The 17,857-nt window shown below is 69.3% G+C and carries 16 protein-coding genes; 10 read left to right on the plus strand and 6 right to left on the minus strand.

What is annotated here, in order from left to right; genetic code table 11:
- Positions 1 to 2 precede the first annotated feature (2 nt).
- The 4 genes from M2271_RS11965 (at position 3) to pssA (ending at position 3,400) form a co-directional block, all read left to right on the plus strand.
- The gene (locus M2271_RS11965) at positions 3 to 515 is read left to right on the plus strand and encodes a MaoC family dehydratase (protein ID WP_280887267.1); all 513 of its coding nucleotides are present in this window, start codon (positions 3 to 5) and stop codon (positions 513 to 515) included.
- A 2-nt stretch (positions 516 to 517) separates the two neighbouring features.
- A complete protein-coding gene (locus M2271_RS11970) occupies positions 518 to 1,732 on the plus strand; it encodes an acyl-CoA dehydrogenase family protein (RefSeq protein WP_280887130.1) in 1,215 nt (404 codons plus the stop codon).
- Between the two features lie 170 nt (positions 1,733 to 1,902).
- Positions 1,903 to 2,559 carry a phosphatidylserine decarboxylase gene (locus M2271_RS11975; RefSeq protein ID WP_280887131.1) on the plus strand — a complete coding sequence of 219 codons (657 nt, stop codon included), beginning with the start codon at positions 1,903 to 1,905 and terminating at the stop codon, positions 2,557 to 2,559.
- 22 nt (positions 2,560 to 2,581) lie between these two features.
- Positions 2,582 to 3,400 carry a CDP-diacylglycerol--serine O-phosphatidyltransferase gene (gene pssA / locus M2271_RS11980; RefSeq protein WP_280887132.1) on the plus strand — a complete coding sequence of 273 codons (819 nt, stop codon included), beginning with the start codon at positions 2,582 to 2,584 and terminating at the stop codon, positions 3,398 to 3,400.
- 203 nt (positions 3,401 to 3,603) lie between these two features.
- Here the strand turns inward: pssA and M2271_RS11985 are convergent, their stop codons facing one another.
- On the minus strand, positions 3,604 to 4,755 hold the full coding sequence (locus tag M2271_RS11985) for a glycerate kinase (RefSeq protein WP_280887133.1): 1,152 nt from the start codon (positions 4,753 to 4,755) through the stop codon (positions 3,604 to 3,606).
- A 204-nt stretch (positions 4,756 to 4,959) separates the two neighbouring features.
- On the opposite strand from M2271_RS11985, the gene M2271_RS11990 reads away from it, so the two are divergent.
- Both M2271_RS11990 and M2271_RS11995 read left to right on the plus strand, forming a co-directional pair.
- Complete coding sequence (locus M2271_RS11990) at positions 4,960 to 6,039, plus strand: ADP-ribosylglycohydrolase family protein (RefSeq protein ID WP_280887134.1); 1,080 nt, start codon at positions 4,960 to 4,962, stop codon at positions 6,037 to 6,039.
- Positions 6,040 to 6,085: 46 nt separating this feature from the next.
- A complete protein-coding gene (locus tag M2271_RS11995) occupies positions 6,086 to 6,580 on the plus strand; it encodes an NUDIX hydrolase (RefSeq protein WP_280887135.1) in 495 nt (164 codons plus the stop codon).
- A 131-nt stretch (positions 6,581 to 6,711) separates the two neighbouring features.
- On the opposite strand, the gene M2271_RS12000 is transcribed toward M2271_RS11995, so the two are convergent.
- Positions 6,712 to 7,845, minus strand: a complete 1,134-nt coding sequence (locus tag M2271_RS12000) for a helix-turn-helix transcriptional regulator (RefSeq protein WP_280887136.1) — start codon at positions 7,843 to 7,845, stop codon at positions 6,712 to 6,714.
- 384 nt (positions 7,846 to 8,229) lie between these two features.
- On the opposite strand from M2271_RS12000, the gene M2271_RS12005 reads away from it, so the two are divergent.
- The 3 genes from M2271_RS12005 to M2271_RS12020 all read left to right on the plus strand — a co-directional run bounded on the left by M2271_RS12005 (position 8,230) and on the right by M2271_RS12020 (position 9,981).
- Positions 8,230 to 8,478 carry a hypothetical protein gene (locus M2271_RS12005; protein WP_280887137.1) on the plus strand — a complete coding sequence of 83 codons (249 nt, stop codon included), beginning with the start codon at positions 8,230 to 8,232 and terminating at the stop codon, positions 8,476 to 8,478.
- A 213-nt stretch (positions 8,479 to 8,691) separates the two neighbouring features.
- Positions 8,692 to 8,850 (plus strand): hypothetical protein, encoded by a 159-nt coding sequence (locus M2271_RS12010; RefSeq protein WP_280887138.1) that lies wholly within the window; start codon positions 8,692 to 8,694, stop codon positions 8,848 to 8,850.
- Between the two features lie 807 nt (positions 8,851 to 9,657).
- Positions 9,658 to 9,981 (plus strand): hypothetical protein, encoded by a 324-nt coding sequence (locus tag M2271_RS12020; RefSeq protein ID WP_280887139.1) that lies wholly within the window; start codon positions 9,658 to 9,660, stop codon positions 9,979 to 9,981.
- 15 nt (positions 9,982 to 9,996) lie between these two features.
- Here the strand turns inward: M2271_RS12020 and M2271_RS12025 are convergent, their stop codons facing one another.
- The 4 genes from M2271_RS12025 to M2271_RS12040 form a co-directional block, all read right to left on the minus strand.
- Positions 9,997 to 10,377 (minus strand): hypothetical protein, encoded by a 381-nt coding sequence (locus tag M2271_RS12025; RefSeq protein ID WP_280887140.1) that lies wholly within the window; start codon positions 10,375 to 10,377, stop codon positions 9,997 to 9,999.
- A 121-nt stretch (positions 10,378 to 10,498) separates the two neighbouring features.
- Positions 10,499 to 10,990, minus strand: coding sequence for a methylated-DNA--[protein]-cysteine S-methyltransferase (locus tag M2271_RS12030; protein WP_280887141.1), 492 nt, complete (start codon positions 10,988 to 10,990; stop codon positions 10,499 to 10,501).
- The gene (locus tag M2271_RS12035; protein ID WP_280887142.1) at positions 10,990 to 12,615 is read right to left on the minus strand and encodes an AlkA N-terminal domain-containing protein; all 1,626 of its coding nucleotides are present in this window, start codon (positions 12,613 to 12,615) and stop codon (positions 10,990 to 10,992) included. The genes M2271_RS12030 and M2271_RS12035 overlap by 1 nt, the downstream gene beginning before the upstream one ends.
- Positions 12,616 to 12,883: 268 nt before the next feature.
- Positions 12,884 to 16,780 (minus strand): glycoside hydrolase family 2 TIM barrel-domain containing protein, encoded by a 3,897-nt coding sequence (locus M2271_RS12040; RefSeq protein ID WP_280887143.1) that lies wholly within the window; start codon positions 16,778 to 16,780, stop codon positions 12,884 to 12,886.
- 352 nt (positions 16,781 to 17,132) lie between these two features.
- Between M2271_RS12040 and M2271_RS12045 the strand changes: the two genes are divergently transcribed.
- Complete coding sequence (locus M2271_RS12045; RefSeq protein ID WP_280887144.1) at positions 17,133 to 17,849, plus strand: response regulator transcription factor; 717 nt, start codon at positions 17,133 to 17,135, stop codon at positions 17,847 to 17,849.
- Positions 17,850 to 17,857: the final 8 nt, after the last annotated feature.

A 17,857-nucleotide genomic window follows, 5' to 3' on the forward strand; every position in this document is an offset into this window, starting at 1 on the left:
GCATGCAGTTCGGCCGGACCTACGAGGAGTTCGAGGTCGGGGCGACGTACAAGCACTGGCCGGGAAAGACGGTCACGGAGTACGACGACCACCTGTTCTGTCTCCTCACGATGAACCACCACCCGCTCCACATGGACAGCAACTACGCCGAGAAGACGACGGACTTCGGCAAGAACGTCGTCGTCGGGAACTACATCTACTCGCTGCTGCTCGGCATGTCCGTGCCGGACGTCTCCGGCAAGGCGATCGCCAACCTGGAGATCGAGTCGCTCAAGCACGTGGCGCCGACCTTCCACGGCGACACGGTCTACGGCCAGACGACCGTGCTCGACAAGTGGCCGTCCAAGTCGAAGAACGACCGCGGCATCGTCCACGTCGAGACCAAGGGATACAAGCAGGACGGCACGCTCGTGTGCGTGTTCCGCCGCAAGGTGATGGTGCCGACCGAGACGTACACCAAGGAGCGCGGCGGCGAGCAGCCGGGCCGTCCCGAGCTCAAGGAACAGGGGAAGTAGCCATGGCGCGACTCGCCCAGACAGCCGGTCTGACCGACATCCAGCAGGAGATCCTCTCCACCGTCCGCGACTTCGTGGACAAGGAGATCATCCCGGTCGCCACCGAGCTGGAGCACCGCGACGAGTACCCGCAGCAGATCGTCGACGGGCTCAAGGAGCTGGGGCTGTTCGGTCTGATGATCCCCGAGGAGTACGGCGGCCTGGGCGAGTCGCTCCTGACGTACGCGCTCTGCGTCGAGGAGATCGCCCGCGGCTGGATGTCGGTCTCCGGCATCATCAACACCCACTTCATCGTCGCCTACATGATCAAGCAGCACGGCACGCAGGAGCAGAAGGACCACTTCCTGCCGAAGATGGCGGCCGGCGACGTCCGTGGCGCCTTCTCGATGTCGGAACCGGGCCTGGGTTCGGACGTCGCGGCGATCACGTCCAAGGCGGTCAAGGACGGCGACGAGTACGTCCTGAACGGTCAGAAGATGTGGCTCACCAACGGCGGTACGTCGACTCTGGTCGCCGTACTCGTACGAAGTGACGAAGGACACTCCCCCGAAGAAACGGCCGCCAAGCCCCACAAGTCGATGACGACCTTCCTGGTCGAGAAGGAGCCCGGCTTCGGAGAGGTCCGTCCCGGACTCACCATCCCCGGGAAGATCGACAAGATGGGTTACAAGGGTGTCGACACCACCGAGTTGATCATGGACGGCCTGCGCATTCCGGCTGATCGCGTGCTCGGCGGCACCACCGGCCGAGGTTTTTACCAAATGATGGACGGCGTCGAGGTCGGCCGAGTCAATGTGGCGGCGCGTGGCTGTGGCGTCGCTCAGCGCGCGTTCGAACTCGGCGTCTCGTACGCCCAGCAGCGTCACACTTTCGGCAAGCCGATCGCCCAGCACCAGGCCATCCAGTTCAAGCTCGCGGAGATGGCCACCAAGGTCGAGGCCGCGCATGCGATGATGGTGAACGCGGCACGCAAAAAGGACTCCGGGGAGCGAAACGACCTTGAAGCGGGGATGGCGAAGTACCTCGCCTCCGAATACTGCAAGGAGGTCGTGGAGGACGCCTTCCGGATCCACGGCGGCTACGGCTTCTCCAAGGAGTATGAGATCGAGCGCCTCTACCGTGAGGCTCCGATGCTGCTGATCGGTGAAGGTACCGCCGAGATCCAGAAAATGATCATCGGTCGCAGGCTGCTCGAAGAGTATCGACTCCAAGGCTAGATGTCCGGGTTCGGGGTGTTACCTTCGAGAAGAAGATCACACCCCGTCAGCACTGTTCAGCAGCCGACTCGGCTTCCTGGCTTGGCCAGTTGCGGCCCGCGACCGGTACGATCCGGGAAAGCCGCCGTCCCCCTCACGCAGCGCGGCATCATCCGCTACGAAGGTCATCCATGCCCCACAGCCAAACCTCTGCACCTCGCGACAGCCTGGCAGGCGTACGCCTGGCGCGCGGAGCATCGCCGTGGCTCCTCCCGACCGTCGCCACCGCAGCCCTCAGCCTGGTACGCGCGCGCAAGTCCGGCGCCGCCAAGGCCGTCGCCGTGCCCGCCACCGCGCTCGCCGCGGGCATGCTGTGGTTCTTCCGCGACCCCGAGCGCGAGATCGCCCAGGGCCGGGTCATCTCGCCCGCCGACGGTGTGGTGCAGAGCATCATGCCGTGGAAGGACGGCCGCACCCGCGTCGCGATCTTCATGAGCCCGCTCAACGTCCACGTCAACCGTGCGCCGCTCTCCGGCGCCGTGTCGTCGGTCGAGCACATCCCGGGTGGGTTCGTTCCGGCGTTCAACAAGGAGAGCGAGAACAACGAGCGCGTAGTCTGGCATTTTGACACCGACCTCGGTGACATCGAGATGATCCAGATCGCCGGCGCGGTCGCCCGTCGTATCGTGCCCTACGTGCCGCAGGGCACGAAGGTGGAGCAGGGTGACCGTATCGGCCTGATCCGCTTCGGCTCGCGTGTCGACATCTACCTGCCCGAGGGCGTGCAGGTGGCGGTCGAGGTCGGTCAGAAGACCGTGGCTGGGGTGACTCGCATTGACCGTGATTGATCCGGAAACGCAGGCGGGCTGGGTGCCTGAGGCAGACGAGGTGGACGACGAGGAGGAGATGCCCCTTTCTCTCCGCCTCTCAATAGCGGACACCCTCACCCTCGGCAACGCCACATGCGGTTTCATGGCGGTGTACTTCACCACCACCGGGATCCTGATCCCGCACCTCACCGACAGCCAGGAATCCGGCATGGCCCGCAACAGCGCGGCCACGGCGGTCATCCTGATGCTGTGCGCGGCCGTCTTCGACCTCTTCGACGGGCTGGTGGCCCGGAAGCTGCGCTCCTCCCCCATGGGTGCGGAGCTGGACAACCTCTCGGACCTGGTCAGCTTCGGTCTGGCCCCGGCGTACTTCGTCCTCGTCTACGGCATGGTGGCGGACGACGCGTACCAGCGAGTGGCGGCGGTCGGAGCGATCGTGGTGCTGCTGGCGGTGGTGCTGAGACTTGCCCGCTTCTCGTGCGTCACGGTGAAGGACGGCACCTTCCAGGGCATGCCGTCGCCGTTCGGCGCGCTGACGGTGGTCTCGATCGTGCTCCTCGAGCTGCCGTTCGTGGCGACGCTGCTGGCGATCCTCGGTACGGCGTGGCTCATGGTGAGCCGGGTGGAGTACCCGAAGCCGCGGGGGCGCCTCGCGGTGGCGATGCTCTCGTGGATCGTGCTGTCGATGGGGCTGCTGGCGGCGTGGGCGTTCGACGCGCCCGGCGGGCAGCTGCTACTGCAGACGGGGTGTGCGCTGCAGCTGGTCATGGGGGCGGTGATTCCGCTGTTCGCGACGGCTCGGCGGGTGAACACGTTCCGCGACAATCGGCGGGAGGCTCGGGCGGCGCAGGTTCCGTAACGAGCGGTGATGTGGTGGGCCCCGGACCGGGTTGGGTTGGTTCGGGGCCTTTCGCTTTGTCTGCTCGCTTTGTCTGCTCGCTCTGACGGCGCTTTGACGGCGCTTTTGTCTGCTCGCTTTGTCTGCTCGCTTTGTCCGCACCCGGCGTCGAGGTGCACCTCGCTGGAAGCGCCGCTCCCTCGTGTGGGCCAAGGTGTTCGGGATCAGGTCAGGAAGTCCCGAGCGATCCCCTCCGCCACCCGCTCCAGGATCGGCCCGGCGTCCGCCATGCACGTCGCCACGTCCGGCTCGGCATCGGTCAGCGGATAGGCGCGGCGGATTCCGGCGCGACCCAGGGCCTCCGGGCGCAGGGCCAGGCGGCCGCACACCGCGATGACCTCCTTGTTCGCCGCACGGGACGCCGCCGCGACGCCCGCGGGTGCCTTGCCGTGGAGAGTCTGCTCGTCCAGGGAGCCCTCGCCGGTGATCACCAGCGTCGCGTCCTCCAGAGCGGCCGCGAAGCCGAGGACGTCGAGCATGACCTCGATACCGGCGCGGAAGCGGGCGCCGAGGAGCAGGGCGCCGAATCCGATGCCGCCCGCGGCGCCGGCGCCGGGCGAGGCGGCGTACTCCGCGGCCCGCGGCCCCACCGTCTTCTCCAGCACGTTCGCGTAGTGGGCGAGTGCCTCGTCCAGCACCCGCACGTCGTCCGGCGAGGCACCCTTCTGCGGGCCGTAGACGGCGGGTGCGCCCTTCGGGCCGGTCAGCGGGTTGTCGACGTCGCTCGCGAGAACGATGTCGACGGAGGCCAGGCGTGGGTCCAGGGCCGACAGGTCGGCCGACGCCAGGGCGGCAAGGCCCTCGCCGCCTGGTGTCACCGGCTCCCCGTCCGCGTCCAGGAATCGCGCGCCCAGCGCGGACAGCATGCCGGCGCCGCCGTCCGTGGTGGCACTGCCGCCCACCCCGAACACGATCGTCCGCGCCCCCGCGTCCAGCGCGGCCCGCAGCAGCTCGCCGGAGCCGTACGTGGAGGCCGTGAGCGGTGCGAAGACGCCCGCGGGCAGCCGCTGCAACCCGCTCGCCTCCGCCATCTCCACGACCGCGGTGTCGCCGCGCAGCGCGAACGCGGCCGTCACCTCGTGGCCGAGCGGCCCCGCGACCCGGACCTCACGCCGTTGGAAACCGGCCGCGACCGCCGCGTCCACCGTCCCGTCGCCGCCGTCGGCCACCGGCAGCGACTCGACCGCGAGGTCGGGCAGGACGTTGCGCAGCCCGGCCGTGACCCGCTCGGCGACCTGAACGGCCGTCAGCGAGCCCTTGAACTTGTCCGCGGCGATGAGCACCCTCTGGGCACCGTTCACTCCAGCGTTCGCCACCTTGACATCCCCTTGCTCTCCAGGCCCGACGCACGTCAGGGCCAGTCGCGCCGCTGCGACCTTAACCGGAGGTCGCCTTCGCCGTCATTCCCGACCGGCCCGTGGACGGAGTCCCGAATCGGCCCGTGGACGGCGTCCGGGAACGCACTGTGTGCATGGTCCGGACCCCGCGCGGTCGTTCCCGGAATCGGGTAGACCGGAGCTATGAACCCCGTGGGCACTGAGTCACAGCTCGCCGACCGCGTCCTCGGAGGCTGGCTCGGCCGGATCTCGGGCAACATGCTCGGCAAGCCGGTCGAGCAGGGCGACCTCTGGACGCGGGACCGCATCGACCGCTATCTCCGGCAGGCCGACGCCCTGCCGCTCACCGACTATCTGCCGGAGCCGGTCGGCGAGGGCGACGGCTGCGCGCTGCGTCCCGAGTGGCGTCAGTGCGTGCGCGGCCGCATCCACGGCAGCTGCCGCGACGACGACATCGACTACGCCATCCTCGGCCTCGACCTCCTGGAGACCCACGGCTTCGGCTTCACCACGGAGCAGATCGGCGACCTGTGGCTGCTGCGGCTGCCGTATCTGCAGACCTTCACGGCGGAGCGCGTCGCGTACCGCAACCTCGCCAACGGGCTGAAGCCGCCGCTGACGGCGACGTACGAGAATCCGTACCAGGAGTGGATCGGGGCGCTGATCCGCGCCGACATCTACGGCTGGACCAGCCCGGGCGCCCCACGCCGCGCCGCCTCGCTCGCCCGCCGGGACGCGGTGCTCTCCCACTCCGGCAACGGGGTGTACGGCGCGATGTGGGCGGCGGCGCTGATCGCGGCGGCGTTCACAGCCGGGTCGGTACGGCAGGCGGTGGACCAGGCGCTCGCCGTCATCCCGGGCAGCAGTCGCCTCGCGCGTACCGTACGGCGGGTCGTCTCGCTCCATGACACCCGGATGACCTGGGAGGACACGCTCACCACAGTGGCCGAGGAGACCGCCGGGCTCAGCTGGATCCACACCGTCCCGAACGCCGCCGTGCTGACCGCGGGGCTGCTGTACGGCGACGGCGACTTCACCCGCACCATCACGCTCACCGTGCGCGGCGGGCTGGACACCGACTCCAACGGTGCGACCGCGGGCTCGGTGGCCGGCGTACTGACCGGCGCGGACGCCATCCCCGAGCAGTGGAAGGACCCGTTGGAGGACACGGTCCGCAGCGCGGTGTTCGGCTTCGACGGGGTACGGATCAGCGCACTGGCGGAGCGGACGGTGCGGTTGGCACAGACGGAGCCGGAGCTGTAGCCGTGGCCCGGCCGGAGGGCCCGGGGAAGCTGGTTACGCTTCCGGGATGACCACCACTCAAGACTACGCCGCCTACATCGCGGGACTCCCCCGTGTCCTCGCCGGGGCCGCCGCCCTCTTCCAGGACGCCGAGGGACGGGTACTGCTCGTCGAGCCCAACTACCGTGAGGGCTGGGCGCTTCCGGGCGGCACCATCGAGTCCGACGACGGCGAGACCCCCCGCCAGGGCGCGCGCCGCGAGACCGCCGAGGAGATCGGCCTGGACCGTGAGCTGGGCCGGCTGCTCGCGGTGGACTGGGTGCACGGGACCACCCGGCCGCCGGTGGTGGCCTACCTGTACGACGGAGGGGTCCTCGGCGAGGACGACTTCAAGGCGATCCGGCTCCAGGAGGAGGAACTCCTGTCCTGGCGGCTCGTACCGCGCGAGGAACTCACCGAGTATCTGCAGGGTTCGCTGGGCCGCCGCGTCCTGGCCGCGCTGGACGTCCTCGACGGGGGCGCCGGGACGGCGGAGCTGGAGAACGGCCACCGGGTCGGCTGACAGCGGAGCCCCCACGATCGACCAAGGCCGACGAGGCGTACGCCAGCTTGGTGAAGTCATGCGAGCGACGGACATCTTCGAGCCGGTCGTCGGCCGCGCGACCTCGCCGAATCGAGAACTCTCCCGGTAGGTCAGAAGGGCACGCCCGCGCGCTTGGCAAGCCTGGTAAGGCGTGGGTTGCTGCGGCGGTGCAGCGAGGTCAGCACGCGCATCAGCTCTTGGCTTGTCGGGTGCACCCGCGCCATCTGCGGGGCAACGTTCCAAGCCTCCTCAAGGGACGCCAGCGCGGAGTCACGGTCACCCAGCGCGAGATGCGACCGGCCCAGGTTCATGTGCAGGGGGCCGATGCGGGTGGCGGGCAGCGAGGTGCCGCCCCGGATCAGGTCGTCGGCAGTGTCCAGCGCGCGGCGGTGCTGATCCATGTCGGAAAACGTCGAGATGACATGGGTGGCCGTCTGGTCCGGCCCGAAGTGGATGCCGTGCTCGTCGCCGTCCTCGCCGTACGCCTCGGCCGTCCGCCAAGCTGCCCTGATGTGTTCCTCGGCTGCGGCCTTGTCCTTGAGCCGACCGGCCAAGGTCAGGCCGCGCAGGTGCAGGATGCCCAGGCCGAACGCGCGGTCGCGTCCCTCAAGGGTTGACTCGGCCTCGACGATGGCGCGGTCCACGATGGCCATCCCGCCCCCGAAGTCACCCGAATTGAGGAAGGCCCCGGCCTCGTCTCGGGCGGCCACCGTGGCGGCGATCGGGTGGGCACGCTCGGCGGCCAGCCGCTGCTTCATGACGGCCAACTCCGCAAGATGCATCCACCGGTGCCGGGCGGCCAGCCAATAGACCACCGAGTACACGTCGGCGACACGGGTCCAGGCGGCGGGCGACTGGGCGGCGTGGGCGTATATGGTCGCGTCGGCCAGCACACCGGGCAGCTTCCGCAGCACCGCCGACAGCTCGGTCCGATAGCGGTGCTCGTTCAGCTCGGCCAGCCCGCGAGGCAGGTCCTCAGGGTGGGCCGGTGGCGCGTCTGGGATGTCGAACCGCCGGATGACGTAGTTGAGGGCGGCAAGGCTGTTCTCGTCTGTGCGCTCGACCGGAGCCGTGCCCAGCAGCTCATCAAGGGTCAAGCCCATAGCCTGCGCGAGAGCGGCAGCAACGCCCTGGGTCAGCGCGCGGTCGCCGACTTCGATCTTGCTGAGCAGCGAGACGGACACGCCTGCCCGCCGGGCAAGGGCAACCTGGCTGAAGCCGCGCGCTTTGCGGCAGACGGCCACGTTCGCTCCGGGTCCGGGAATCATGGTCGCGCTCATATTGTGCGTCTTCCCCACTCGACTTCCGTTACGTCCCATCGTCTCACCGTGGCCACTCAAGCGCCCTGCTGTTGTGCAAGAGGTGTGCAAGTCCGCTTTGCACGATGGCAGTTCTCTTGTGTGAGACAGGTATGCGCAAGTGGGACGAGGGGTCATGGCACCAACACACGAGAATCCGACGACAATGCTCAGCCACGGCAGACTGCCGTACCCGCAAGGCACTTTCGTCGAAGACGTTGAGACGGAATGTCAGGGCGAGCTGCAAGGCGTGATCGAGGAACGCGTCAAGGAGACCGGACAGATCATCAGCCTCACCGCGTACGTGCGCCCGAGAGGGGGTGGCATCGAGTGGGAGGCCCCTTTGACCCGTATCAAGCCCGTCGACGGGAACGGTTAAGCCTGCCCACCAAGCGCGCGGCACTCGTCACCTCGGGCGACGTGATCGGCTACGAGGGCGTGTGGCGCACGGTCAAGAAGACGACGACCGCCCGGGGTCCGATGGGCGGGTTAGCTGTGGTGGTCACCTGGGAGGAGGGCGGCTCGGCCCGCTTCCCGGCCGGTGATGACCTGCTTGTCCGAGGGCCCGACGCCGACTGACGAGAACCCCGCGGTCGTCCCGCGCTGCTGCTCCGCTTCCTTGGTGTGCTTGGGGCAGCGTCCGCCCGTGGTCAGTTCCGGGCTGCCGGGTACCGAGCACGGGGGCGGGGCTTTCGCGGCATGAGGGATCACCTCCAGAACAGGGTGAGAGCGGGGCAAGGAAAGGGGCCGAAGTGGGGTGTGCTTTCGGCACAAGTTGTGTTGGATTGCTGCATGACCCGAAGCACCGAGAGCACCCAGCAGCGTCCCCCGTTCGAACTCCGCTGCGGCAATGTGCTTCACGTGACCGTCCATCGCGTCCCCGGATGGCTGGTGGCAGCCGTCGCCACAGCCACGGGAAGCGGCCTCGCCGCATACTTCACGTCCCGGTGACCGATGCCGGATCGGGCGCGCTGTTCGTTTTTGATCATCTGATCGCCCCGGTATCTGCGGAACTTGACGTACCGCCCGAGACACGGTGTCCTGCGTCCATGACCAGGAACACGAGTGGCGGCGGCAACGCTCGTTCACGAACCCATGCCTTCGAACTCCACCCCGAGGGGGTTGATGTGAGCGTGCACCATGTCCCCAATAACCCCATTGCCTGGCTCGGGGTCGCTTTCTTGGCTCTTGGTGCCGGGCTGGTGCACCTCAGCGGGGCACTGGAACGGACGGAAAGTCCTCACCCTTCTTGATCAAACGGCATGCGTGACATAGCGGTTGAACGTGCCCGTCCGTGTCCTCGCCACCGAGAGCGAGCGGCTGCACATGGTCCACGTCCACCACGTTCGCGAGGACGAGCGAGCCGCACCGCGAGCACCACCACGGGCACCGACCAGAGCACGGAGCCGAGCGGCCCCCGAGAACATTCGGACCAGTACCGCCCGGCGGACTCGCCGAGCACGTACCGAAGCGCGTCGTTCGTAGACCTGGTGGTGACCCTCGCAGCGGCCCCGGTGAGTGGCGGGCTCGGTGCAGTCAATACACCGCATGCTCACGGGCGTACAGGGGGCGCTGGCATCTTCTCTTCTCGTGAGCGCCCCATTTGGGGTGTCACGGACATAGAATTATTGGGCTAGTTGTCCAGGGAGGGGAGAGTTCGGTGAGTGCTGAGCAGTGGTCCAGGGTTGTTTACATCGCTCTTGGGGTCGTCTCGGCTGCGCTGTTCGTGGGATTGGCAATTGCCCTGTTTTGAGCTGGATGCACAGCCGTGGTCTCCGCAAGCTGTGCCACGGCACCGGGCATCGGGGGAACGTCCGTGCCGTTGGCTTCGGCTTCGGTGTCAGCGGCTACGGGCACGACTTCCGCTGCGGGGTCCAGCTCACCCGTCATGGTGAAGTCCACGCGGGACGTGTCCAGCTTCCGCCATCCGCCACACTGGACGTCCAGCCGCACCCCCGCTTCAATGAGCATGGCTCGCTGGCCCGCCGTGTCCGCGTCCGTCCACTCGTCCGCGAACGTGCGGCCCGTGGGGGGCACGACGCGTTGCGGGTCGACCTTTTCGCGGGTCTCCAGCTCGGCTAGATCCGCGCATGTGGCTCATGGACCGGATGGCACGGTCAAAAAACGCCACCAGACAAGCGCGTCGTACTCGTCCGGACGGGCAAGCCATCCGCCGAGTTGCGGACGGTCGAAGGGGCCGAACGCGGACGCGCTCACGTCCAGGTCGACGGCTTCGCGGAGCGCGTCACCCTCGCCGAAGTCGATTCCGAGGGCTGCCGCTGCGATGTCGTCGGGTTCGCGCTGCCGCTCGGGGCTGGTGGTCTCGTCAGTGAGTACCGAGAGCCTGACGCACCGCACACCCCGAAGGGTCTCGGTGTAGTCCGTCCCAACCAGGGGGTTGCGGGTAGTCGTCATGCTCTCTTTGGGGACCAGAGAGTTCCTGACGTTCTCGCCCTTGACCAGCACCGATGCCACCACGGCCACACTCCAGAACCGCTAGAACGGAGTGTTGGGAGACCCGGAGGGCAACGAGTGATGCGTGGAGCGCGGCGCAGCGCGCCGGCTGACCTGAGCGGTACAGCCAGGACCGCAGGCGCGGCTAGAACAGCGCCGTTCCGCTCTCGAAGTCCAGCAGGCGCTGCTTGCGGTCCAGGCCGCCGCCGTATCCGGTGAGGCTGCCGTTCGCGCCGACGACGCGGTGGCAGGGCACGATGATGCCGATCGGGTTCCTGCCGTTGGCGAGACCCACCGCGCGGGAGGCGGTGGGGCTGCCGAGGGCGTCGGCCAGTTCGCCGTAGGTGCGGGTCTCGCCGTAAGGGATCTTCCGGAGTTGTTCCCAGACGCTGCGCTGGAACGGGGTTCCGTGCAGACTCAGTTGGAGGGTGAACTCCTCCGACTCGCCCGCGAAATACGCCTCCAGCTCCTCCTCGGCCGCCGCGAAGGCGGTTTCGGCGCGGGCGCCGAAGGTCTCCTCCGCGGGGCGGTGGCGCTGGTCGGTCATGTAAAGGCCGCACAGGACGCCGTCGTCGGCGACGAGGGTCAGGGCGCCGTAGGGGCTGTCGATCACGGTGTGCTGCTTGGTCGAGCTCATCACGAAACACCCTGCGTGGGAAGGAAGTTGATCGGGTGGCTGTCGGTCGCCCACAGGTACTGGACCGCGTACGCCCGCCAGGGCCGCCAGGCCGCCGCCCGGGCCGTGAGCGCGGCCGGGGTCGAGGGCAGGCCCAACTCCTGGGCGGCGCGGCGGATTCCGAGGTCGGTCGGGAGGAAGGCGTCGGGGTCGCCGAGGGCGCGCATCGCGATGACGTCGGCCGTCCAGGGGCCGAAGCCGGGGAGCGCGAGGAGTTGGGCGCGGGTCTGGGTCCAGTCGCTCTCCACGCCCAGGTTGAGGGTACCGTCGGCCAGTTGGCCCACCAGAGTGGTGAAAGTGGTGCGGCGGGTACGGGGCATGGCGAGTGACTCGGGGTCGAGCGCGGCGAGCGCCTCGGGGGTGGGGAAGAGGCGGGTGAGGCCGCCCTCGGGGTCGTCCACCGGGTCGCCGTACGCCGTGACCAGGCGGGCCGCGTGGGTGCGGGCCGCCGCCGTCGAGACCTGTTGGCCGAGGACCGCGCGCATGGCGAACTCCGCCTCGTCCACCGTGCGCGGGACGCGTCGGCCGGGGGCCTTGTCGACCAACGGGGCGAGGACCGGGTCCGTGCGCAGGTGGTCGTCGACCGCGACCGGGTCGGCGTCCAGGTCGAGCATGCGGCGGCAGCGGCTGATGGCGACGGTCAGGTCGCGCAGGTCGCTGAGGGCGAGGCGGCAGGCGATGTGGTCCGGCTGCGGGGTGAGCGCGACGATGCCGTGGCCGTTCGGCAGTCGCAGCGTGCGCCGGTACGCCCACCCGTCTCCCGCCTCTGCCATCTCTCCTGCCTCTGCCCTCACCGCCCCTTTGTCGGGGCGATCCGCGCCGCCCGCCCGCCTCATGTCGCGCCACTCCTCGACACCCGGGACCGCGGTCGCCACGAGGTGGCCGAAGAGGTTGTCGGGGTTGAGGGGGGCACGGAAGGGGAGGCGCAGGGCGAGCGCGCCCGCGGCGGCCGGAGCGAGCCCACCAGAGGCGGCCGGGGCGAACGCGCCAGAAGCGGACAGGGCGTTCTTCCTCGGCACCCGGGCGCGCAGTTCGCTCGGGGAGAGGGCGAAGACCTCGCGCACGGTGTCGTTGAAGCCACGGACCGAGGAGAACCCGGCGGCGAAGGCGACCTCCGCCATCGGCAGCGGAGTCGTCTCGATGAGCAGACGCGCGGTCTGGGCGCGCTGGGCGCGGGCGAGCGCGAGCGGGCCCGCACCCAGTTCGGCGAGCAGCTGGCGTTCGACCTGCCGGGTGCTGTAGCCGAGCCGGGCGGCGAGTCCGGGGACGCCCTCGCGGTCCACGACCCCGTCGATGACGAGACGCATGGCCCGGGCCACCAGGTCGGCGCGCTGGTTCCACTCGGGGGAGCCCGGGCTGGTGTCGGGGCGACAGCGCTTGCAGGCCCGGAATCCGGCCTGCTGGCAGGCCGCCGCGCTCGGGTGGAAGGTCATGTTCTCGGGCTTGGGCGGTACGACCGGGCAGCTGGGCCGGCAGTAGATGCGGGTGGTCAGGACGGCGGTGAAGAACCAGCCGTCGAAGCGCGCGTCCTTCGACTGGACGGCGCGTACGCAGCGCTCCCGTTCGTGGTGCATCCCGTTCTGCATGCGTCCAGCATCGAGCACGGTGGGGTGGCCCGGCTGGCAGGAATACGACATCTGCCTGCCCGCGACCGGCACCTGCGTTCGTCCCGGGGGAGGTGCCCCTGGCGGGGTGCCGCCCATGGCCGGTGGTGCGCAGAGCGGGGTGCTGCCCATGGCGGCGGCCAGGGGGCACCACAGACCCGCCGTCACGGTGCCGGGGCCTGCGCCGGTGCCGGGGCCTGGGGACACCGTCCCCAGGCCCCGGCACCGCGAAGGACCGCCCGCCGCGCGGCTACTCCGTCGCCGTCGGCCGCCGTGAGGCCGCCGTCGCCCCGTCGACGTCCCGCAATGGACGCAGCCGGTAGGTGTAGGCGTAGTCACGGTCGGCCAGGAGCTTGTACTCGTCGTGCGTGTGAGCCCCCCAGCTGTTGTCGCCGCCGACTCCCATCTGCCGGTGGTTGACGCGCAGGACGACCTCGTCGCGCGGCGTGAGCTGGTAGTCGTGACGTGCCCCGACCGACAGGTCCTCCGGAGTCAGGTGCGAGGCGCTGACCTCGATGAGCGGCTCCCCGCTGACCAGCAGCCCGACGCCGTCGCGTCCGGTCAGCGCGGCCCACCGGACGTCGGTCTTGTTGCCGTTCTCCTGCGGACGCAGATAGGAGGTCCACTGCCCGGCGACGGTGCCGGAGTGCAGGCCCACGTCGGTGCCGTGGTTGCGGTCCCACATGTTCTCCTCGGGACCGCGGCCGTAGTAGTGCAGACGGTCCAGATGCTTCGGCAGGAACAGCAGGGTGCCGACCTCGGGGACGTAGGGCAGGCTCGACGCGCCCGGGTGCAGGGTGTTGTCGACCTTGACCTCGCCGTTGCCGAAGACGGTGTACGTGATGGTGTACGTCGACTCGACGGTCGTCGGCAGGGTGCCGCTGACCTTGATCTCGACGGCCCTGTCGCGCAGGGCACGCACGGTGACGTCGGTGATCTCGCGCCGGGAACCCGCGTCGCGCCAGGTCTGGTTGCGGGTGTGCTGGCTGTTGCCCCGGTCGTTGTCGGTCGGCGCCCGCCAGAAGTTCGGCACGGGCCCCGAGGTGATCAGCCGGACGCCTCCGGCCTCGTACGACGTGATGGTCCCGCTGCTCTTGTCGACGGTGACGGAGAATCCCCGGCCCCGGACGGTGACGGCCTTTCCGGTGTCCTCATGGCGCAGCGCCGGGACGCTCTCCAGGGGTACGGGCTTCACGGCCGGGCTGCTCGCGTCGACGGGGAGTTGCTGCTTGGCCGTCTCGAAGCCGGCCTCGGCCCATTTCGTGGGCGCCTTGGTGGTGAAGGAGAGGTGCAGGAAGTACTCCGTGCCGGGCGCCGGGTTCGCCGGCAGCCGCACCGGGATGGTGATGTTCTTGCTGGTCAGCGGGGCGATGTCGAGCTGGTCGCGGCTCAGTTTGCCGCGCTGGACGACCTTGCCGTCGGCGACGAGCCACCAACTGCCGTCGAATTCACGGACGTTGGTGAACAGGTACTCGTTGGTGAGGGTGACCCGTCCCGAGGTGACGGTGTCGCCGGACGCGGGCGCCGCGTTGATCGCCTGGTAGATCTGCTTGACCTCGGCCGCCTTGCCGGTGTGGCCGCGGTCTGCGGTGACGATGCCGTCACCGGAGAACGCCCCGTCGTTGGGGTTGTCGCCCCAGTCGCCGCCGTAGGCGAGGAACGTCCTGTCGCGGGGCCGCTTCTCGGTGAGGCCGACGGTGGCGGCGTCGAACCAGAACCGCACCTCGTCGCCGCCGGGGCCACGGGCGTCGGAGGCCAGCTCGGCCGCGCTCAGGGCCCGGGCGTACACGTGCGCCCGCCGGATGGTGCCGCTGAACTCGCGGGTCGGGTTGTCGACGTCGGTGGCCAGGGCCAGCGGCGCCGAGTTGATGCCGGGGCGCCGGGTGGTGCTGCGGGTGGCCCGCACCGAACCGTCGACGTGAAGGGTAAGCGTGCCGGCCTCCGCGTCGAAGACGCCGGCTATGTGGTGCTCGCGTCCGGACCAGTCGTCCGGCAACGCCCAGCTCGCGGTGACCCACTCGCCGCCGCCGTGGATGAAGAACTCCAGGGTCCCGCCGGACTGCTTCAGGGCGTACTGGGTGTCGCCCTTGGCGAGGATCGGCTGGTGGGGTCCGGTGACGTGCGGGGTGACCCACGCCTCGAGCGTGAGTGAGCCGGTGAGGTCGAGGCTCTCGTCGCGCGGGAAGACGGTGCCGCCGAGGACGCCCGTGCCGCGGGCGAAGGTGCCGCTGGGGGCGATGACCTCGCCGCGCAGGGCTGCGGGCCCGGACTCGGTGAGCAGCTTGCGTGTCGGGGTGGGCCAGCTCAGGGCCTGGTCGACGAAGTCCCAGATCCAGCCGCCCTGCAGCACGTCGTGGCGGCGGACGATGTCCCAGTACTTCTTGAAGTTGCCGCTGGAGTTCCCCATCGCGTGGGAGTACTCGATCATCACGTACGGCCGGGTGTCGCCGGTGTCCTGCGCCCGTGCCTCGACGCGGGAGGGGCTTTCGTACATCTTGGAGCGGAGGTCGCTGATCTCCGGGCGGTCGTCACCCTCGTACTGGATGACGCGGGTGGGGTCGTAGGAGCGTATCCAATCGTGCATGGCGTTGAAGGTGCTGCCGCCGCCCGCCTCGTTGCCCAGCGACCAGATGACGACCGAGGCGTGGTTCTTGTCGCGGTGGACCATGTTCTGGGCCCGGGCCACACACGCCGCGGTCCACTCGGCGTGGTCGCCGGGGTACTCGTCCCGGATGCCGTGCGTCTCGAGGTTGGTCTCGTCCACGAGGTACAGGCCGTACTCGTCGGCAAGTTCCAGCCACAACGGGTTGTTGGGGTAGTGCGAGGTGCGGACGCTGTTGATGTTCAGCCGCTTGATGAGGCCGATGTCCTCGACGAGGTCCGCGCGGGTGAGCGCCGAGCCGTGCACCGGATGCATCTCGTGCCGGTTGGTGCCCCGGAAGGAGACCGGCTTGCCGTTGATCCGCATCAGCCCGTCCTTGAGCGCGAACTCGCGCAGACCGACCCGGTGCGAGAGGGTCTCGATCACCTTGCCGGCCGGGTCGCGCAGCTGGAGCACCGCGGTGTAGAGGTTCGGGTGCTCGGCCGACCACAGGCGCGGAGCGGGCACGGCCTTCGCGGCCCGTACGGTCGTCTCGGCGCCGGAGTCCAGTGCGACCGTCTGCTGCAACGGGCGGGACCAGACGGGGTGGCCGTTCCCGTCGTACAGCTGAGTTTCGACGGAGTACTGACCGGCGCCCTTGCCGCCGTAGTCGCGCACCCCGGCGGTGACCGACAGTTCGGCGGCCTGGTAGTCGTCGCTCAGCGGGGTGTCCAGCTTGAAGTCACGCAGGTGCACGGCGGGCGTGGAGTAGAGGTGGACCGAGCGGAAGATGCCGCTCAGCCGGATCATGTCCTGGTCCTCCAGCCAGTCGCCGTCGGAGTAGCGGTAGACCTCGACGGCGATCTGGTTGGTGCCGGGCTTGAGGTGCGGGGTGATGTCGTACTCGGCGGGGTCGTAGGAGTCCTCGTGGTAGCCGACCAACTCCCCGTTGATCCACACGTAGTGGGCGGACTTCACGCCCTCGAAGTGCAGGAACGTCCGCCGTCCCGACCAGTCCCGCGGGACGGTGAAGGTGCGCCGGTACTGCCCCACCGGGTTGTACCGGGTGGGGACGGCCGGCGGCTGCGCCTCCTCGCCCTGACCGTTGGGGCCCCACCACGGGTACGTGATGTTGATGTAGATCGGACGGTCGTAGCCGTGCAGTTGCCAGGCGGAGGGGACGGGGATGGTGTCCCAGTCGCGGTCGTCGACGTCGGTGCGGTGGAAGTCGATGTCCCGGTCGTCGGGGCGGTCGGCGTAGGCGAACTTCCAGGTGCCGTCGAGGCTGAGGCGGTACGGCGAGCGGGTGCGGTCGGCGGCCAGGGCCTGTCTGACGTCCTGGTACGGCATGAGGGTGGTGTGCGCGGGCTCGGCACCCAGCCGGAAGACGTCGATGTGGCCGTTCCACTCCGGCGATCCGTCCGCCGCCGCGCGCGGACCGGCCGCCCGTGCGAGGCCGGGCGACGCGGACAGGGCGAGCGCGCCGAACACGGCGGCGCCGCCTTCCAGGAGACGGCGGCGGCTGACGAGCGGACGGTCGGCGTGGGGCACGTGCGGGTGCGGCATGGCGGGGCCTTCCTCGGTTCGACAGTGGGGTGCGCGGACTGAGGGTGCGTCAGCCAGGAAACCCTAGAACTCGCACACAATCGAAGCAATGATCCTGTCGGACTTTGTGCGGTCCTGTTGGTCGAGGGAGTGTGGGTCGCATCAGCACATGACTCCCGACCGCATGCGACACGGGGCCCTCTTGCGACACGGGGCCTGCGTGCGAGGAGGGCCTGCATGTCCTGCGTGTGGCACGCCCCGCCTGGCACGCATGTGACGCAGGCCACAACAAAAACGGCACCGTTTCGATAATGCCGGGGTTAGGCTGACGCCATCGAGGTGAACGAAACCGTTTCGTTCAGAAGGGGGGAGCATGATCACCGTACTCATCGTCCACCAGCAGGCTCTGCAGCGACTCGGTCTGCGCATGCTCCTGGCGGCCCGCCCCGGTCTGACCGTCGTCGGGGAAACAGCCGACGAAGCCGAGGCTATTCCCTTGACCGACCGACTCCGACCGGATGTGGTCCTCATGGACGGCCGCGGTCTCGGTACGGGCGGCATCGAGACGGTCCGCCGTCTCACCCGGTCCTCCCGCGTGCTCCTCCTGAACCCCACCGGGCACGACCCTTACGTCGCCGCCGCTCTGCGCGCCGGGGCCGGCGGATTCATCGAACCGGATGCCACCCCCGACCAACTGACCGCGGCCATCCACACGGTCGCCGTCGGAGACGCCGTCATCTCCTCCGGCCTGACCCGGGAACTCATCGACATCGTCCGAAGACAGCGCCCCGTCTCGGTGCCCGCCCCGGCGCCCCGGCTCGACGCCCTCACCGGGCGCGAACGGGACGTGCTCACAGCGGTCGCCTCAGGATGCTCCAACGCGGAGGTCGCCGAACGGCTCTCCATCGCCCCGACGACCGTCAAATCCCACGTCAGCCACATCCTGACCAAGATCGGCGCACGCACCCGCGTCCAAGCCGTGATCTTCGCCTACGAGACCGGCCTGCTGCACCCGACCATGACACCGCACGTGTCGTCGACACCGCACGCATCGTCGTCCTACCAGCGGGTCATGCCCGACGCGGCGTAGCGACGGCT

Origin of the sequence: Streptomyces sp. LBL, assembly GCF_029893585.1 — a bacterium.
Classification (GTDB): domain Bacteria; phylum Actinomycetota; class Actinomycetes; order Streptomycetales; family Streptomycetaceae; genus Streptomyces.